The sequence below is a fragment of the Methylocystis sp. genome (genome assembly GCF_051061225.1).
GTDB lineage: Bacteria > Pseudomonadota > Alphaproteobacteria > Rhizobiales > Beijerinckiaceae > Methylocystis.
Genome location: NZ_JBPFEB010000060.1, coordinates 1 through 18,257 on the forward strand (window position 1 = coordinate 1; position 18,257 = coordinate 18,257).

Sequence of the window (18,257 nt, forward strand, 5' to 3'; positions counted from 1 at the left end):
GAGAGTAATGCCGTCCAAGTCCGTCGTCGGTGATGAGCTCCAGAAACTGCCCGGGGCGATAGGCAAAGTTCGGGTCATGTCCAAGGCGCAGCCGCACGACGTCGCCAGAAAGGCGATCCATCGAGCGTACGACAGCCTCCGATCGGGTCCCGGTTTCCTGAGCCGGGACGATGGTCAAAGGCGTATCGGGCACGCAGACGCAGGGCAAGAAATAGCCCAGCGCCTTCTGCGCGTCGCTGAGCCCCTTCTGCGCTGCGGGTGGCGGATTGCCGTCGACCACGCGATGCAAGCAACTCTGGCAGATCCCGGATCGGCAGGAGTGAGGCGCGTCGATTTCAGCGCGTAGCAGCGCGGAAAGGACGTCCTCCCCCGGCTCGATCTCGATGGCTGCTTCTCGATAAGTCAGCAGCGTCATTTGCTCGGGCCTCAGCGGTTCAACACGTCGTTGCGAACGGAATTGGCCAGCGCTGCGACTTCTTGCACATCTTTTTCGCCGACGCCGAGCTGTCGTAGCGTTCTCGACAGGTCTTCGACCACTGCATCGACATGGGAATCGTTCAAACCTTTGGCGACGAGCTTCTCATGGGCTTTCCGCATGTCTTTGCCCGTGTATTTGTTCGGTCCGCCGAACGCCATGGTCAAAAAGGATTTTTGCTTTGCGAGCTGGTCTTCCATATTCACGCCTTCGAAGAAGCGTGCGATGCGACCGTCGGCGAGAACCGTGCGATAAAAAAGGTCGACTGCGGCGTCCACCGCCTTTTCGCCACCGAGACGCTCGTAAAGACTAGACATGCGTATCCCTCCCTCAGGCCACCCGCGTTTCGACGGCGGCCAATTTTCTTCGAACGCTCCTTTAGAGGGGCGTCAGGGAGGATTCTTACCTGGAGGCGTCGGATTTTTTTTCAGCCAGAACGACTTCAAGGAGACCGAGGTACACTTCTTCGCACTCGGGGCACTGATGCATATGATGGCGCACGTCGGGAAGGCGCGTCGCGGCGTCCTCGCCGGCAACCTCCAGCTCGGCGTAACGCGGCAATCGCTCGAAATAATCGCTGCACGACAACTCTTCGCAGGCGTTCGCCGCGAAGATGGTGTCGATCAGCCGTCCGAACTCTTTCCGTTTCATGCGGGATTCTCGTCGCTAACCATTAGACGCTGTGAAATAAGATTTCTTACCGTCTTCAAAATAGGGCCGCTCGGGACGAGGCGTATCAAAAATAGCGATGAGCTCGCGATGTGTGACGCCCCTTGAGAGGAGGGCCGCCTGGAGCCGCTTGCGCGCATCGTGGATAAGCTTATAGAGGCTATTTCGATTGGTGCCCAGCCATTCGGCGACGAGATCGAGGGGCATTTCCTGGAAGGCATGCGCGATCAACGCCTTGCGTTGCAAGGGAGTCAGCGCGGTTTCGATCAGCTCGTTCAGTATCGCCCAAGCTTGTTGCTGCTCGAGGCTTTGCTCGGGCCCGGGATTGTCGATCGGCCAATGCGGCATGGCGTCGCCAAGACGCGCTGCTTCGATTGCCGTCGCGCGCCAACGGCGCCGGCGCAGTTCATTAAGGGTGACGCGAACAGCGATCGCATAGGCCCATGTCGTGAATTGGCTGTCGCCACGGAATTGGTCCAGCTTTGCCTGAATGATGAGCGCGGACTCCTGTGCGCAGTCTTCCGCCAGATCCTCATAGTCATAGTCAAGGCCGGCGGCGTTGGCTGCGCGTTTGCGGGACAGGAAATTGAAAATGGCGCGGCGCAACAATTGCCGCAGCTCCTGGACGGCGTTTTCCTGAGTCTGCCCCGTCTGGCGCAGAGCCGCTAGCCACTCAGTGTTGGATCTTGTCGCCACCGACGCCCCTGGATTTGACGATCAGCCACACGCTGGGTCCCTTGTAAGCCATCGACAATAGGCAAAGGACGCCGGATTATCTCTAGTCTGCAGCCCAGACGAGGTCCCCTGCTGTCGATGGTTGCTGGAATTTACAAAGCTCAACCGGGCAGGCGCAAGTCTCATTTGGCTTCTCATCGCAACTAGCGGCCGGCCGATATGATTCTTTCCTTCTCTCATAAAACGTCTGGTTTCGAGACGGTCAAGGTGGCCCATTATCGGAGGCCCATCTGGTTGTCAAACAACAGATCCATGCCATCATGGGTAGTGGATTTTTCAGCGGCAATTCCCAGAATGCGCCAACCGGCCAATGACAAGGTCCGGTCAGCTCCAATAAACCGCGCCTCTCACGTGAGGTGCGAAACCGCGGCGCCCCATCAGCGATTCCGTTTGTTGTTGCCCACGTTGCACGGTAAGGGCGGCGACATCGTAGACACTACGACCTCGCCATCTTCCGCTACTGCGCCACAAGCTTGATCTCTGGATAGGTGCAGTGTTCCTTGCTGTTCTCATCGGCATGCAGATGCGACGGCGGCTCCACGGAAGGGATGCCGAGCGTATGCCACACGTCGACCATCGCCTCGACGAGATGCGCGATATGCTCCTGCGTGTGGCGCGGCGTCGGCGTGACGCGCAGGCGCTCCGAGCCCTTGGCGACCGTCGGATAGTTGATCGGCTGGATATAGATGTTGTGGCGCGTGAGCAGCAGATCGCTTGCGGCCTTGCACAGTTCCCCGTCGTGCACCATCACCGGCACAATATGGGAGCCGTTTTCCAGCACCGGCAGGCCGGCTGCGGCGAGCGCGTGCCGGGTGATATGGGCCGCGCGCTGATGGGCGGCCCGCAGATCGGGACGGTGCTTCAGCAGCCGCACCGAGGCGCAGGCGGCGGCGGCCACCGGCGGCGGCAGAGCGGTCGAGAAGATGAAGGCGCCCGCATAGGAGCGGATCGCGTCGATCACCACGGAGTCGCCCGCGACATAGCCGCCCATGGCGCCGAAGCCCTTGGCCAGCGTGCCCTCGATGATGTCGATCCGGTCCATGACGCCTTCGCGCTCACAGATGCCGCCGCCGCGCGCGCCATACATGCCGACCGCATGGACCTCGTCCACATAGGTCATGGCGCCATAGCGCTCGGCAAGCGTCGCGATCTCCTTGACCGGGGCGATGTTGCCGTTCATCGAATAGAGGCTCTCGAAGACGATCAGCTTCGGTCGGTCGCCGGCTTCGATCAGAAGCTCCTCGAGGTGGACGAGGTCGTTGTGGCGGAAGATCTTTCTTTCCGCGCGCGACCGCTTCACGCCCTCGATCATCGAATTGTGATTGGACGCGTCGGACAGGATGAGGCAGTTGGGCAGAAGATCGGCGATGGTGGAAATCGCCGCGAGATTGGAAATCCAACCCGAGGTGAAGACGAGAGCCGCCTCCTTGCCGTGCAGATCGGCAAGCTCGCGCTCCAGCTCGACGATGGCGTGGCTGGTGCCGGCAATATTGCGGGTGCCGCCCGCGCCGGCGCCGACCTTGCTCGCGGTCTCGACCATGGCGGAGATCGCCTCGGGGTGCTGGCCCATGCCGAGATAATCGTTGGAGCACCAGACGGTCACTTCCTGAATGGAGCCGTCGTCGCGATGCCAGCGGGCGAAGGGGAAGCTGTCGACGTCGCGTTCGAGATGGACAAAGACGCGATAGCGGCGCTCGTCCTTAAGACGGGAGACGGCCGCCTCGAAATATCGCCGATATCGCATCTTTGTGTCCCTCGACTTCTTACGCTCATGCGCTTCGGACAACCCTTCGGGTTAAGGGCGGGGGCGCGAGTAACGCCGCGCCCCCGTTATCGCGCCATCGTGAGGTATTTGGGGGTCGATGGCGCAATTCTTGATCATCGACTTAAGACGCTCAATGCACTTCGACTTTCGAAACGCATGAAGTCGATGGTTGGCCATAGCTACTGCGCTATGGCGTTGCGAACAAAAACGCTACGGGGCCGGCCAATCCGGCAAGCACGAAAAGAAGTCCTCGCATGTCTTGATTCGCGATCGGAATTAATGCTTCTCCGTCTCGCGGCTGTCTCAGGCGTTCCGAATGGCTAATATTCGCTCGGACATCCTGCGTCTAGGGCAAGACGGCCGATGCATGCAATTGGGGACGCTTAGCGAATTCAAGCCGAGGCGACGCGACGGCAAGTTGCGCCGTCGTGGATAGGATCAGCAGCGTTAGAAGAAGATATTTCATCGATGCGTCTCCTTTGACCTTGCTTGGGATCGAACGACTGAAGGCATCGTCAATTCCGTTACCGAGTTTCCTGCCACCTCTCGCTCGACTTGACGCCTTTGCGTTAACGTGAGCCTCAAAAATCGCGCGACGTGGTATTGAACCTGGTCATTTATCCTGCATGCATGACGATCTTTCTCGTGACGTCGCCCTTTAGATGCTTTTGCATGCGAGGTTCTTACCTTCGAGCACCAATTTTTTTAATCGGATCCCGGCCCACCTGATGCTCTCACCTCTTCAAAACGCTGGAGAAGATCAATCGCCCATAGTTGCGGCTACCCTGCTCCCGCGATCCCTGAGTTTTCCGTCTTTGACGTCGTTCGTAGCAAACAGAGCTTAACCGGGTGAGGCGGCGATCGCAGCCCGCGGGCGGCGCTGCAAAAGTGGCCCACGCGATGGCGCCCTAGCTCTACGTCATGGCGATTCCATGAGCTCCTCCGCTCGGAGATGCGCCGCCTCCCCACGCCGCCAGAAGGCGATCATGGTTGGATGTGCGAACCAGAGGAGGACGGCCAGCAACACGAAGACCACAGCACCGACCAGGAACACGTCGTTCAACGCGAGCAGGGCCGATTGCTCACGTATGAGGTTTGCAAGCCGGCGCATCGCCGTCGAGGAGTTTAGACCCGCAGCTTCAAGTTTCGCGGTCGTCTGCGCGAAAAGATCCAGTGATGCGAACCGCCGCCCCCCGAGATGATCGGCGAGGTCGAGCTGGTGGAACGGTAGCCGGCGGAACTGCACGACAGCGAGCAACGAGATGCCGTAAGAGCCCGCTACGGTGCGCAACAACGCCAGCTCCTCGGCGGCGCGAATAAGCTTCGATCCAGAGAGCCCGTGCATGGCCAGGCTCGCAAGCGGGGCAAAGAAGAGGGCAATAAAAAAGCCGAAGAACAGCATCGGCCAGAAGAGCTGGTCGAACCAGGCAAGCCGGTCGAACAGCCCTAGCCAAGTAAGTGTCCCAGCGAGGCCGGCAAAATCGAAGAAGCTGATTAGGCGCACGTCTATCGTTTTGTTGAGTTCATGGAGAATGGCGACAGCCGGCCCCGCGACGACGAACATCAATAGGTAAACCATTCCGGCAAGGGATGAGGTATAGCCCATGAGCAACTGCAGTTGAAAGACAAATACCGACAATAGACCCTGGATGATCAGGAATCCAAACACGGAGCAGAAGGTCGCGATCGCATAGTTGCGATGTCCGAACAAGCGCAAGTCGAGCACGGGATTGCGCTCGCCGAGCTCCCAAATCACAAATGCCGGGACCGCAATTTCAACAACGATTAAGGCTGTCACAAGGATCGGCGAGGCGAACCAATCAAAATCGTTGCCCATGTTGAGGACCGTTTGGACGCCATAGACGATGGCGGTGAGCAGGGCGACGCCTACGAAATCGAATCGCACGATTCGCACGCTGAAACCCCGGCCATAAAGCAGCGCGCCCACAAGGGCGGCCACGAGCACGCCGGCGACGACGTCGGTATAAAACACCCAGCGCCAGCTCAAGAATTCGGCGAACCATCCGCCAAGAAACACGCCGATCGTTAAGGGCGTCATGCTCAGCACGCCCCACAATCCGACGGCCCAGGTGCGTCGGCGCTCGGGAAACTCCCTGAGCGCCAGCGATTGCGCGAGCGGGAGGGTCACACCGCCTGCGAAGCCAAGCGCAATGCGGCCCGGCAGAAACGTCCAAAGGGTCTCGCTCGCTGCGCAAACCCATGCGGCGCAGGCGTAAAGAAGGAAGGCGACGATATAGACGCGATAGTCGCCAAAGCGGCCCGAGAACCAACGCGCAAACGGCAGGCCAAGCGCCAGGCCAACCATATGGTCGGTCGTCCCCCACGTGCCGAAGCTCGGCGTGACGCCGCCGAGACTGCCCGCCACATATGGCACGGTTATCGTGTAGCCGGGTACATTGGAGAGGACGACGACTGTGCCAAGCGCTAGAGTGGCAGTGAACAACCAAAGCCGCCAGCCGCGTAACGGCCTGTTGTCAACGAACATCGCGCGCCCCAGGACCGGCGCGCTCGGGAAATGGCGGCTGATGGGACAACGCTCTCTCCAACATGGCGTTCGCACGCACAATTTCTGCCTGCGTCCGGGGCGCCGGTCGCTAGCCAACTGAGCCTTGACCCCAGCCCTCTCGAAACCTCAAGGAAGGCGGCAATCGCCGGAGGGTCCGCTCCCTCCCCCGCAACTGGAAACAGGTTCGCATTTGATTTACGAACAGACAAATGTGTTTTATTGATTTTAATAACAAAACTTTTCATATTAAATCATGGACATCAACCTTGCTCGAACCTTTCTGGTGGTGGCTGAAAGCGGAAGCTTCATTGCGGCCGCAGAGCGCCTGCATCTGACCCAAACCGCCGTCAGCGCCCGAATTCGAGCGCTGGAATTGGAACTCGACCGGGTTCTTTTCATTCGGAACAAGGCGGGCGCTCGGTTGACGCCAGCTGGTGAACGCTTCAAGCGCTATGCCGAGACGCTTGTGCAGATATGGGAGAGAGCCCGGCAACAGGTCGCGCTTCCCGCAAACAAAGCCGACAAAATCACCCTTGGAGGCGAACTGAGCCTTTGGCATCCCTTGCTCGCCGATTGGCTTATTTGGATGCGCCTGCAGTGTCCGGACATCGCGGTCAGAGCGGAAGTCGATGCTGCGACGCGCCTCGTCGAACGCGTGGAAGAGGGGTCTTTAGACCTGGCGGTCGTCTATAGCCCGCCTCAGCGGTCTGGCCTCGTTTGCGAGTTGCTCATGGACGAAAAGCTTGTTCAAGTGACGAGCTCGCCTGACGGAAGCGTCGATCCAAGCACTTACGTTTTCGTAGATTGGGGCGCCGCGTTCCAAGCTAATCATCAGGCGGCCTTCCCTGAGCTTGGTAGTCCCGCTATGTCGATCTCGCTTGGGCCGCTTGCGTTGACCTTCCTTTTGTCAGTCGGCGGCTCCGGGTATTTCCGCGTTGGCACGGCGCAACCCTTCATCGATGACGGACGGCTGCATCGCGTACGAGGAGCTCCCGAGTTTTCCTACTCCACGCACGCCGTCTACGCCGCCGGCCGAGCCGATGACCCGCTTGCGCGTGTCAGAGAAGGCCTAAGACTCGCGGCCTCCGGCCGCGAAAAGCCAGGCCTCTCGACCGTCATTGAATCGCGGAAGCGCCTAAACAAACGATCCACCGCGCCCCGATAGCGCGCGAGCCAGCGACGATTGCTGGCTGCAAAACATACGCATCCTCGGGGCTCGCTTTTCCGCTGCGGTCCCGACTGAAAATTCCCCTTGACCGTATTACATAGGCGTCCTATGTATAGCGAATGACCTGCGTTTCGTCAGATCCCCTCCTAACCCGCCGGATCCGCGATGGCCTCGATCGCATCTGCGCCGTCATGCGCGCGGATCAATGGGCGATCGCCGGGACGGCTGGGCTTAATCCGACGCAGGCCCATGTGCTGACCTATATTGCCGGCCGAGCGGAAAAAGGCGTGCGGGTGGGGGCAATCGCCGCGCAGCTCGGCGTGTCGCAGCCTACGGCGACGGACTCGATCGCGGCGCTGGTTCGCAAGGGCCTGCTGACAAAGGCGCCCGATCCAGAGGACGCCCGCGCCGTAGCCATGCGCATCACCCAAGCCGGACGCGACATGGTGCGAGGGATTGGTCTCGTCATAACTGCGACCGAGCGCGCCCTTGAAACATTGTCAGACCAGGAACAAACCGAGTTACTGCAACTGGTCATCAAAACGATCCGCGCGCTTCAAATCGCCGGCGCGCTTTCGCCCCAACGCATGTGCGTCACCTGCCGATATTTCCGCCCCAACGTCCATAACGAAGCAAAGACGCCGCACCATTGCGATTATGTCGGGGCGGCATTCGGAGCTCAGAGTCTGCGTCTCGATTGCAGCGACCATGAAGCGTTATCGCCGTCCGACGAGGCGCTTCTCTGGAGAAGCTACACGACAACGTTCCCTGAACTTACCACGGGATACGACGCAATGGATATTGCGTCTCGCTCAGAACTTCGTCAGCTCGAAGAGAGTCGCCTTTCCTCAAGAGGCGACGCACGCAAAAAGGAGTGATCCATGACCCGCAAAGCGATTTTCTATCACGCTGGCTGCCCGGTCTGTATCGATGCTGAGCGTCAGTTCGCTGAGAAGCTCGATCCGAAGCAATACGAGATTGAGATCGTGCATCTCGGCCAGGCGAAGAACCGGATAGCCGAGGCCGAAGCGGCAGGCGTGAAATCCGTTCCGGCCTTCGTCATCGACGGTCACGCGTATCACATCAATTTCGGGGCTGATCTCACGGCCCTGAAATAGCCCCTCGAGCATCCGTAACCGCGCGCGGGCCTTCCTCAATGGTCCGCGTCGCAACCGTCTGAAATGGGCTCAAGTGACAAACGCGCTATCGAGAGATAGCAAGACGTTATTAGGGGAAAACGCAAGGCGCAAAAGATCGCGCGTCGGACGCTTCCCGCGATCGCCACGGGGGCCACGTCGTGAACATATCCGCTCGCCTTTTCACATTGACGCTATTCGCGTTGCTCCCAACTCTTGCTGTTCAGGGCATAAATGAATTTCTACGAAACGACGAGCGAGAGCGGGAGATTCGCAGCTCGGCCTTATCGACAGCCGAACATCGAAATGCCGAGCTAGACGGAATTGTGAATGGGATCGAACGCCTATTGGGGGCCGTCGCCGAGCTGCCGATCTCAAAATCGCTCAATCCCGTAGAGTGCACGGAAACGCTCGGGGAACTTGCCAAACAGTATCGAAAAGACCTTGTGCTCGCCGTCGCCGACCGCAGCGGCACGATCCTGTGCGCGAGCATACCTGGAAATTCAGGAGCTACGATTGGCGACCGTAACTTTTTTGTCGAGGCGGTGAAGACTGGAAAGTTTGCGACCGGCGATTACACCGTAAGCCGAATCAATGGCGAGAAGACCATCCCTTTCGCCCACCCAATTCGGAATGACAAAGAGGAGACGGTAGCGGTCGCCGTCGCCTATCTGAGCTTGGACTGGTTTGCCGGTCATTTGCGCCGAGTTCCATTCCAACCCGGCGAGTCGCTTTTGATCACAGATCGACACGGAACAATTTTGGCCGAGCTGCCCAGCAGTACCGGCCGCGTCGGCAAGAGCGCAACTCCCGCACAGCTGGCGATGATCCGCGCTGACTCGCCGGCAACCACGGAGTTACAGGACGAGCACGGCAAAGATGTAATTTACGGCTATGTTCCAATCACCGTGCCGCCGCCGGATCTTTACATCCTTTTTGGAGTCGATCGCGAGCATGCGTTTGCCCCGCTCTACGCCGAACAATGGCGGAGCTTCGCGTTGAGTCTCTTGAGCCTTAGCGTCGCCCTGGCGCTTGCGTGGGCGGTTGGCGCAAACGCCATCCGACGGCCCATCGAGCGGCTGCTAGAGGTGATCAGAGGGTGGCAGCGGGACGATTACCAAGTCTATGTCCCGCGACGTCTGGAAGCCCCCGAGTTCCGCGAGCTCGGCGAGTCATTTAACCAACTGATGAAAACCCTACGCGCACACGAGAAAGACCTCTCCGAGGCGAACCGTTTCAAAGGCTTGATCCTTGCTATCGCCGGCCATGACCTGAGACAGCCACTGCAAATACTCATGGCTGTGTCCAGGTTGCGCAGCCGCGCGCAGGATAAGGAGGACCAAAATCGATATTTGGCGGCGGCTGATGAAGCGGTCGAACGCCTGAACAGCCAGCTTGACGCCTTGGTTACCGCGACGCGACTCGACGAAGGGCCTCGTGAGCACAAGCCAGTCGCGATCGGACCTTTGCTCCAATCTGTCGTGGATCAATGGGGCTCGAAAGCTGATCAGAAGGGCTTGAGAATCCGATTACGATCGTGCGACGAGGACGTATTAAGCGACCCCATCCTTCTTGAGGCGATCATTCGCAATCTGATTGGTAACGCGATCACCTACACGGTTAAGGGCGGAATTTTGGTCTGCGGCCGACGAAGGGCTGGACGTGTGTGGATCGAGATCTATGACAGCGGGATCGGAATTCCGAAGGATAAAGTCGACAAAGCTTTCGGAAAATTCGGCCGCCTAAATTCCGACACGGCAGGCCTCGGTCTCGGCCTGTGGATCGCCAGAACTGCGGCTGATACTCTCGGCCATGAATTATCGGTCTGCTCCATTCCGGGGCATGGCTCGCGCTTCAGGGTCGAGGCGCCACTTGCGTCCTGTAAAACGTAATGAGGAAATTCAGACGACTTCCAACGATTCCGCTGGTCGCGCGAGCTCCCAAAAGCCTGAAGCAAAACTTTACACTAAACTTCGAACTCTGTCTCGTCGTCGCCTCTCTTTAATGATAGGGCTCGCGGGAAACGTCCATCAATTTTGCGCTAATCATCTTTTCCGTGGACGACCCCGAACCGATCGGGGCGGCATTTATCTCGTCTAGCGCCAACACACGGCGATGCAACAGTTAGGCATTTTTGATCGGAGCAGCGCCCGGCTTGCACCCTCTCGACCGTCCGCATGTTCCAAAAGCTATCGTTGCGCCGATGCGTCGCGGCAGCGTACGCAGAGCTCGTAAAAAACCTATCCTGGCATCATGAACTGAGATCCTCGTGGATCGATGATCTTACATAAATATTTAATATAATCCTGACAGTCGCAACCTGAGTTCCCCGCCGTTCGACACACAAATAGGGGCGAGGGTTTGCAGGTTGAGCAAGCCAAATTTGTGTTTGGCCGCCGAGCACGCGGATATCACATGAAATCGCACGAGAAGCTTCTCCTTGAAAACAAGGCCTGGGCCGAAGAACGGAAGCGACATAAGCCCGAGTTTTTCGAAAAGCTCGCACACGGACAGCAGCCCGAATTCCTTTGGATCGGTTGCGCGGACAGCCGCGTCCCGGCGGACATCATCGTCAATGCCGAGCCCGGCCTGATTTTCGCGCATCGCAATATCGCGAACCAAGTTGTCGCCACTGACCTCAATTGCCTCAGCGTCGTGCAATACGCCGTTCAAGTTCTGAAGGTGAAGCACATCATCGTCTGCGGCCATTACAACTGTGGCGGCGTGAAAGCGGCTTTGTCACGTCAACGATCGGATTTCACGCTGCTGAATAAGTGGCTGCTGCACGTGAAGGACGTCTATCGCCTGCATCGCGACGAGCTCGACGCCATCAATTGCGTCGACGCCAAGACCAACCGGCTCGTCGAGTTTAACGTCATCGAGCAAGCCAACAACCTCGCCTTCTCATCGATCGTTCAGAATGCCTGGCGAAGCGAGCAACGCCCAATGATTCATGGATGGGTTTATGCGCTCGACGACGGCCTATTGAAGCAGCTCATCACGCTGGGGCCAGAGAGCGCGCTGGACCCCATCTACCGATGGGACGATGAGCCCGTAGAGCAGGCGCACTAAACGCTTCAAGAGGAGGCACCCAACGTCATGCGCAAGCATCTCGATTATTACACACGTTATCTGGACCTCGATATCCCCGCGGGGGTCGTCGTGTTTCTTGTGGCGCTGCCGCTCTGCCTCGGCATCGCGGTCGCCTCCGGGGCCCCGCCATTTTCCGGCGTCATCGCCGGCATTGTCGGCGGTCTCGTCGTCTCCGTCGTCAGCGGTTCGCAACTCAGCGTTTCCGGTCCGGCTGCGGGCCTCACTGTCATCGTCGCGGCGGCGGTGGAAAAATTTGGTCTCGGCGGCGCCGTGCTGGCAGTCGCGCTCTCCGGCCTCTTCCAGATCGGCATGGGCTATGCCCGCGCGGGCGTGATCGGCGCCTATTTTCCATCCGCCGCCATCAAGGGCATGCTGGCCGCAATTGGCCTGATCCTGATCGTAAAGCAGCTGCCGCACGCGCTCGGATATGATGCGGACGCGGTCAGTGATCCGTCGTTCCTCGAAAACGGGGCCAACGCGACGTTTTCCTTTGTCTGGTCGTCGCTGAATTCCATCTCGGTCGGAGCCACGATCGTCACCCTCGTCTCGCTCGCGATCCTGCTGCTCTGGGATACGAACAGGATACGGGAGCATCGCATCCTCGCCCTTGTGCCGGGTCCGCTCGTCGCGGTGATCTTTGGCATTCTCTTCAACATGACCGCCCAGGCTGTGGCGCCTTTCTTCGCAATCGCTCCCCAGCACCTCGTAACGCTGCCGCAAATCTCAGGCCCCCTTCAATTCGCGGGACAAATCCGCTTTCCGGATTTTAGGCTACTGACGGACTACCATATCTACGTGACGGCGGCGACCCTTGCCCTTGTCGGCAGTCTTGAGACGCTACTGAGCCTCGAGGCTGTCGACAAGCTCGATCCACTCAAGCGCACGGCTCCGACCGATCAGGAGCTCAAAGCGCAAGGCGTCGGCAATCTCCTGAGCGGCCTGATGGGCGGACTGCCCATCACAGAGGTGATCGTGCGTAGCTCCGCCAACATCAACGCGGGAGCACACACCAAGGTCGCTTGCATCGTGCATGGCGTATTGCTGCTCTTGAGCGTCATGTTCCTGGCCGCCGTGCTGAACATGATTCCGCTTGCCTGCCTCGCGGCAGTGCTTCTGCTCACCGGTTACAAGCTCGCGAAGCCAAAACTTATCGCCGAGCAGTTTGAAAAGGGCTTCGAGCAGTTTGCGCCTTTCGCAGTCACAATCGCGGCGATCCTTTTGACTGACCTTCTCAAGGGCATGGCGATCGGCATGGCGGTCGGTCTGTTCTTCGTGCTTCGCGCGAATTATCATTCCGCCTTCGCACTCACGCGCGATGGCAACCATTACCTCTTGCGCCTGCAGAAGGATGTCTCGTTTCTCAATAAGGCGCCTCTGCGCGACATTCTCGACGAGATAGAGGGAGAAAGCTTCGCCGTGATTGATGGCTCCCGAGCGACTTTCATCGATCACGACATCATGGAAACCCTGGAAGACTTCATGAAAGCCGCAAGCGACAACAACATACGCGTCATCGTGAAGGACCTGCCGAGATTCGAGCAGACTCCAGCGCTGGCGGTGGTCGCCTGAAAGGGACCGGCGCCGCGGCTGAGTTTGGTGGCGCTCGGACGCTCTGCCTTGCGAGGAAAAGAAATCGAAGAACGCTGGGCGGGGCGCTCGGATTTCTTAGCCCCGCCCTCCGCGATCCGTGGGCGCAATTATTCCACGGGCGCATAGGCGGCGGAACCGTCCGCCCTTCCGAACTTTAAGGGGATGGAGCGGCGATCGAGAAAGCGCTCCCCCTACGGGCGCTAAGGCTCTATTGAGCAAACGAAAATCCCGCCGCAATTCAACTGGGGAGCCCGAACGCGACGCCCCTCGATCTCGCCTGTGTTGCGGCTTGGCGGGCTGCACGCCATTCTTCGACGCTCCACGACCCCAAGAGAGGCGAATCATGCCCCCCATTCCGCGCCACCGCGCCCAAGAGAGCCAAACGTTCCTGGCGACTTTCCTTTCGGCGGGGTTTCGTCCCTTCTTTCTCTCCGCCGCGCTCTGGGCCGCCATCGCGCTGCCGCTTTCGATCGCCTATTTTGAGATGGCCGCCTGAACTGCCGACGCGATTCTCCCCCAGCATCTGGCACCTGCACGAGATGGCCTTTGGTTTCGGGGGCGCGGTCGTGGCTGGATTTCTACTCACGGCTATCCCCAATTGGACGGGGCGGATGCCCTTGCAAGGCGCGCCGCTCGCCAGTCTTGATGGTATTCATTAACCGATCAAATCGACTGGGACATTGCCTTGCGCGAGGATAGGGGACGCGTCAATCCGCTTGGTGCCTTTACGACCTCGATCGCAAACCGCGACCCGTCGGAAAGGCTTATAAGCAGCTGATCAGGGATTGGCGGGAGGTGCTGCCAGCGCAGAGCGTCTGCCTGACAGTTCCATTGGCGGATTATCCGCCGCCCGCTCAGAGAAGTGAAGTTAGCCAAAAGCAGGAGCAGTCCGAGGGCAAGTGATCCCGCTTGCCTGAGTCTGCTAGATCGACGCCAAGGCAATTTCCGACCCGATCGATGCGGCGGAACGGATTGTCGCGCTACTTTCGACAGTCGCGTATTCGGCCATCATGTAGAGGACAATGCAAACGAGCGATAAGATGGAGGCAAGAATTACAAATTGCTTCATCGCTTGAGGGTACGCAACCGACCGTTCTGTTTTGGGCCGTAGCAGGACCAGCGCCGCAATAAGCGCGAGAAATGCGCCGACCAAAGCGATCAGCAAAAGCGATACAGCCGCTACTTCCATCGTTTTTCCCCCGATTGAAGGATCGGACAGCCATGTGAAACCAAACGACCGGGGCTTCCGCAGCCTTTTGTCGTGTAACCCACTCAATCAACGCTTGTTCCTATGCCATTCATCAACCGTGGCAAGGCGACGTGGGCGTCGATCGCTCAAGGATCCACAAGGCGCTAGCCTGACCAACTCGCAAAGCTTCGAAAAACTCCGTCGCTCCGATGACGTCGTGTCTCGGCTAGCCATTTAATCATTTCCGCTACCACGCGCTGGGGACATGCCCCTCGGTCAGCCTCCAGTGTTTCCGCATGCAGGACCGTGAGCGAAGCTTTATTGTTGGTCTTCAGGTAATACTGCGACGTCGCGGCTCGCTGATCAAAACCCCCTATCACTCCGTTCCGCCGGTCTGCGCATCTGACATCCAGGTCAGATGTTTGTAGTCGAACCCCTCTTCGACCGTGGGCTTTACGATTTCAAAATAGGGCGAAATGTCAAAATCGCGCGGAACGTAAAGCGCCGAATTTCGGATGTGGAGGATTTCGCGAACGACATGATGGTGCAGACGTGACGAGGCCTTTTCGTCGTCGACGAGTTCGATGATTGGCAAGATCGGGTAATTGATCGCCTGGAATGCTTGCGCTAGCAACGTCGAGCACAGGGCTTGAGTCGCCGACGCCGCGCCGATCGAAATGAAGCGACGACGCAGGCGGGAAGGGATTGGCGGCGTCGGCATCAGATAGCGCAACAGATCGAAAAGGTTATGCAGATCATAGCGGCAACCGATGCGCTCCACAGCAAAGGCGACGAGCGCAGCTAAGTCTTCGGTGCGCAGGTTAAGCGGACGACAGATACGGGTAGAAGACCCTGCGTATTTCGATAAGGGTGACGAGCAAACTCCGGCGGCTAGATCGGCCTCTACGAGCACATGCGGTTCCCCGTCAGCTTCCTGGTATTCCTGGATCGGACCAACAAACAATGCCGCGTGCGACCAGGTCGACTGCGTGAGGTACTTGATCGGCCCCGAGACTCGTGTGGACCCTTCAATCAGAATTACATCTCCGGGCCTCAGGCATCTCCTCAGCTCTACTATATCGGTCGGCGTCGTTAACGGGTCGCTCTCAATTTCCTGCATGAGATAGTTGGAGAGGGCGACACCGAGTTTGTGTAAGAACGCCTTAAGCATCCAACCAGGCCTTATGCTGTTACGGTGTGGGCACGCCTTGGGCTCAGCTCGATAGCGCCTCTACTATGTAGCTATCAGGAGCAAAACAGGTTGCAAGTGCCGGTGACGCGCAGTCCGCTTGTGGACTCGGGAGGAACCGACCACCAGCGCGTGGGCGCCATGCGTTAGAAAGAACCACGCTCGCGACTCGCTGCCGTAGGGCCTGCCGGCGCCATTCCGCAGGCCATAGCGCCAAGGCCCGCCATCGGCTGCTGATGCCGCTGGTTTTCTATGCACTGCCAATTCAAGCGCTTCGCGCTATTTCTGGCCAAAAGGGAAGGCGCTCGGAAGAGCGCTCTTCGGTGTCAACATGGCCATGAACGTCGCCGAAAAACTAATCAAAAGCCATTGCGTAAGCGGGGGCGGCGACGTCGGTGCGCCCCTGATGTTGCGCATTGATCAGACGCTGACTCAAGATGCGACGGGAACCCTTGCGATGCTAACGCTCGAGGCTCTGCAGCTTGATCGAGCGAGGACCGAAGTGAGCGTGCAATATGTTGATCACAATTTATTACAGATAGATAATTTGAACGCGGAGGATCACCTTTTCCTTGAAAGCGCCTGCCGACGGTTCGGCATTTGGTTCTCCCGGCCCGGCAACGGCATCAGCCATGTCGTGCACATGGAGCGCTTTGGGCGCCCCGGCGCGTCATTGTTGGGATCAGACAGCCATACGCCCGCTGCTGGCGCGCTCGGTATGCTGGCGATTGGCGCGGGCGGGCTCGATGTCGCGCTTGCGATAGCCGGGGAACCCTATTCGACCACAACGCCCGCGATCTTCGGCATGGAGCTGAGTGGTGCGCTCCCGGACTGGGTCAGCGCCAAGGACGTCATCCTTGAAATGCTCCGGCGCCTCGGCGTCGCCGGGGGCGTCGGCAAGATCATCGAATATCATGGCGATGGGTTGCGGAGCCTGACGGCGTGGGACAGGCATGTGATCGCCAATATGGGCGCGGAACTCGGTGCCACCACCTCGATATTCCCCTCCGACCTCATCACGCGAGCGTTTCTCAACTCGCAGGGCCGAGGCCACGATTGGCGTGAACTCGAGGCAGATCCGGGCTGCGCCTATGACCAACACGACTACATCGATCTTTCCAAACTTGAGCCGCTCATCGCCAAGCCCTCAAGCCCTGGCAAAGTCGTTGCAGTCCGAGAGGTCCAGGGCGAGGAGATCGCCCAGGCCTACATTGGGTCCTCAGCCAATCCGGGGTGGCGAGACTTCGCCATCGCCGCGGAGATCGTTCGAGACCGAATGGTCCCGCCCGGCGTGTCGTTGGATATCAATCCCACTTCCCGGCAGGTTCTTGAGACGCTGATCAGTGATGGTCGCCTTGGCCTGCTCGTCGCAGCGGGCGCGCGCGTCCATCAGACCGGATGCAACGGATGCATCGGCATGGGGCAAGCTCCAGCGATCGGGCGAAACTCTCTGCGCACGACGCCTCGCAATTTCCCCGGACGCTCCGGAACGGAAGAGGACTCAGTATTTCTCTGTTCTCCTGAAACCGCGGCCGCCTCTGCGCTTGTCGGCAAGATTACCGACCCGAGAACCCTGGGCATCCCTTATCCGGAGCTCCGGCAACCGGCGACTCCTCCTTTATCGGCGACGCTATACGAGCCGCCGCTGGCGATTGAGCAGGCGCGTAAAATCGCCCTAGTAAAGGGCGCAAACATCACTTCATTGCCTTTTTTCGATCCGCTCCCCGACGAGCTGACGCTACCTGTGCTTCTCAAGATGCGAGACGACGTTTCGACTGATGAGATCCTGCCGGCCGGAGCAAAAGCTTTACCTTATCGTTCAAACCTTCAAAAGATCGCAAACTTTTCCTTCGAACGCATCGACCCCTCTTATGTCGATCAGGCCCGGACCATCGGCCAAACGCCAGGCCATGCGGTTATCGCCGGCAGGAACTACGGGCAAGGCTCCTCGCGCGAGCATGCCGCCGCGGCGCCCCGTTATCTTGGTCTGAGGATGGTCATCGCGAAGAGCTTCGCCCGCATTCATCGTCAGAATCTCATCAATTACGGAATTCTCCCCCTCGTCTTTATCAACGAGGGAGATTACGACCGCCTCGCAGTCGGCGACACGTTGCGGGTGGGAGACTTGCGAAAAACGCTGGCAAACAGCGATAGGATCCTGTTGCGATCCGCCAACGCCGCGATTGAGGCGCGTCATGATCTGACGCTCGATCAAGTCAAAGTTATACTCGCCGGCGGCGTCGTGAATTTCCGTCGACGAAACATGAACAAGCGACGCCACGGAGCCATGCTTACGCCGCCTATCTAGAATCTAAGCAACCTTCCTAGGCGGTGCTGCGGACCGCTCGGAAGTTTCTCAGTCAGCCCCATTGATGCGAAGGGCGGCAACAAAAATTTAGCCGATACTGGTCCACCACCGGGCAAAGAGGAAGAAACACATGGAAAGGCTAGAGGGTGTTATGTACTTTGGTGATTGATTGCTCTAGTAGAATCGGATGTCTTCGATTCGCAAACCGTATCCTTCTGACGTCAGCGACGAAGAGTGGTCGCTGGTTGCGCCTTATCTGACGCTCATGGACGAGGGCGCGCCGCAGCGTCAACATCCGCTGCGCGAGTTGTTCAACGGTCTACGTTACGTGCTTCGCTACGGCATCGCATGGCGCGCCATGCCCAATGATCTGCCGCCATGGTCCGCAGTGTATCAGCAATCGCAGCGCTGGC

Annotated in this window: 18 protein-coding genes; 10 read left to right on the forward strand and 8 right to left on the reverse strand. The window is 58.8% G+C overall.

Annotated elements, in window-relative coordinates:
- From ACR652_RS11375 to ACR652_RS11400, 6 genes are all read right to left on the reverse strand, one after another.
- Positions 1 to 415, reverse strand: a 415-nt coding sequence (locus ACR652_RS11375) for a 2Fe-2S iron-sulfur cluster-binding protein (RefSeq protein ID WP_434506617.1), incomplete at its 3' end; no start/stop codon positions are given.
- An 11-nt stretch (positions 416 to 426) separates the two neighbouring features.
- On the reverse strand, positions 427 to 792 hold the full coding sequence (locus tag ACR652_RS11380) for a group I truncated hemoglobin (protein ID WP_434506618.1): 366 nt from the start codon (positions 790 to 792) through the stop codon (positions 427 to 429).
- Positions 793 to 877: 85 nt separating this feature from the next.
- A complete protein-coding gene (locus tag ACR652_RS11385; RefSeq protein ID WP_434506619.1) occupies positions 878 to 1,126 on the reverse strand; it encodes a hypothetical protein in 249 nt (82 codons plus the stop codon).
- A 15-nt stretch (positions 1,127 to 1,141) separates the two neighbouring features.
- The gene (locus tag ACR652_RS11390; protein WP_434506620.1) at positions 1,142 to 1,753 is read right to left on the reverse strand and encodes an RNA polymerase sigma factor; all 612 of its coding nucleotides are present in this window, start codon (positions 1,751 to 1,753) and stop codon (positions 1,142 to 1,144) included.
- Positions 1,754 to 2,336: 583 nt separating this feature from the next.
- A complete protein-coding gene (gene hemA, locus ACR652_RS11395; RefSeq protein ID WP_434506621.1) occupies positions 2,337 to 3,623 on the reverse strand; it encodes a 5-aminolevulinate synthase in 1,287 nt (428 codons plus the stop codon).
- A 940-nt stretch (positions 3,624 to 4,563) separates the two neighbouring features.
- On the reverse strand, positions 4,564 to 6,150 hold the full coding sequence (locus tag ACR652_RS11400) for a DHA2 family efflux MFS transporter permease subunit (protein ID WP_434506622.1): 1,587 nt from the start codon (positions 6,148 to 6,150) through the stop codon (positions 4,564 to 4,566).
- Positions 6,151 to 6,424: 274 nt separating this feature from the next.
- On the opposite strand from ACR652_RS11400, the gene ACR652_RS11405 reads away from it, so the two are divergent.
- The 8 genes from ACR652_RS11405 to ACR652_RS11440 all read left to right on the forward strand — a co-directional run bounded on the left by ACR652_RS11405 (position 6,425) and on the right by ACR652_RS11440 (position 13,817).
- Positions 6,425 to 7,336: a LysR family transcriptional regulator gene (locus ACR652_RS11405; RefSeq protein ID WP_434506623.1), complete on the forward strand. Its 912-nt coding sequence runs from the start codon at positions 6,425 to 6,427 to the stop codon at positions 7,334 to 7,336.
- Between the two features lie 194 nt (positions 7,337 to 7,530).
- Entirely contained in the window at positions 7,531 to 8,217 is a 687-nt protein-coding gene (locus ACR652_RS11410; protein WP_434506624.1) for a MarR family winged helix-turn-helix transcriptional regulator, read from the forward strand.
- Positions 8,218 to 8,220: 3 nt separating this feature from the next.
- Positions 8,221 to 8,457 carry a thioredoxin gene (locus ACR652_RS11415; RefSeq protein ID WP_434506625.1) on the forward strand — a complete coding sequence of 79 codons (237 nt, stop codon included), beginning with the start codon at positions 8,221 to 8,223 and terminating at the stop codon, positions 8,455 to 8,457.
- A gap of 179 nt (positions 8,458 to 8,636) precedes the next feature.
- Positions 8,637 to 10,367, forward strand: coding sequence for a sensor histidine kinase (locus ACR652_RS11420; RefSeq protein ID WP_434506626.1), 1,731 nt, complete (start codon positions 8,637 to 8,639; stop codon positions 10,365 to 10,367).
- 523 nt (positions 10,368 to 10,890) lie between these two features.
- Positions 10,891 to 11,547: a carbonic anhydrase gene (locus tag ACR652_RS11425; RefSeq protein WP_434506627.1), complete on the forward strand. Its 657-nt coding sequence runs from the start codon at positions 10,891 to 10,893 to the stop codon at positions 11,545 to 11,547.
- A gap of 27 nt (positions 11,548 to 11,574) precedes the next feature.
- Positions 11,575 to 13,137: a SulP family inorganic anion transporter gene (locus ACR652_RS11430; protein ID WP_434506628.1), complete on the forward strand. Its 1,563-nt coding sequence runs from the start codon at positions 11,575 to 11,577 to the stop codon at positions 13,135 to 13,137.
- Between the two features lie 364 nt (positions 13,138 to 13,501).
- Positions 13,502 to 13,654, forward strand: coding sequence for a hypothetical protein (locus ACR652_RS11435; RefSeq protein WP_434506629.1), 153 nt, complete (start codon positions 13,502 to 13,504; stop codon positions 13,652 to 13,654).
- 43 nt (positions 13,655 to 13,697) lie between these two features.
- Positions 13,698 to 13,817, forward strand: coding sequence for an NnrS family protein (locus tag ACR652_RS11440; protein WP_434506630.1), 120 nt, complete (start codon positions 13,698 to 13,700; stop codon positions 13,815 to 13,817).
- A gap of 263 nt (positions 13,818 to 14,080) precedes the next feature.
- On the opposite strand, the gene ACR652_RS11445 is transcribed toward ACR652_RS11440, so the two are convergent.
- Both ACR652_RS11445 and ACR652_RS11450 read right to left on the reverse strand, forming a co-directional pair.
- Entirely contained in the window at positions 14,081 to 14,347 is a 267-nt protein-coding gene (locus tag ACR652_RS11445; protein WP_434506631.1) for a hypothetical protein, read from the reverse strand.
- Between the two features lie 376 nt (positions 14,348 to 14,723).
- Positions 14,724 to 15,518: a YiiX/YebB-like N1pC/P60 family cysteine hydrolase gene (locus ACR652_RS11450; protein WP_434506632.1), complete on the reverse strand. Its 795-nt coding sequence runs from the start codon at positions 15,516 to 15,518 to the stop codon at positions 14,724 to 14,726.
- Positions 15,519 to 15,873: 355 nt separating this feature from the next.
- On the opposite strand from ACR652_RS11450, the gene ACR652_RS11455 reads away from it, so the two are divergent.
- Together ACR652_RS11455 and ACR652_RS11460 are read left to right on the forward strand one after the other, a co-directional pair.
- Positions 15,874 to 17,844, forward strand: coding sequence for an aconitate hydratase (locus ACR652_RS11455; RefSeq protein ID WP_434506633.1), 1,971 nt, complete (start codon positions 15,874 to 15,876; stop codon positions 17,842 to 17,844).
- 187 nt (positions 17,845 to 18,031) lie between these two features.
- Positions 18,032 to 18,257, forward strand: a 226-nt coding sequence (locus ACR652_RS11460) for a transposase (RefSeq protein WP_434506634.1), incomplete at its 3' end; no start/stop codon positions are given.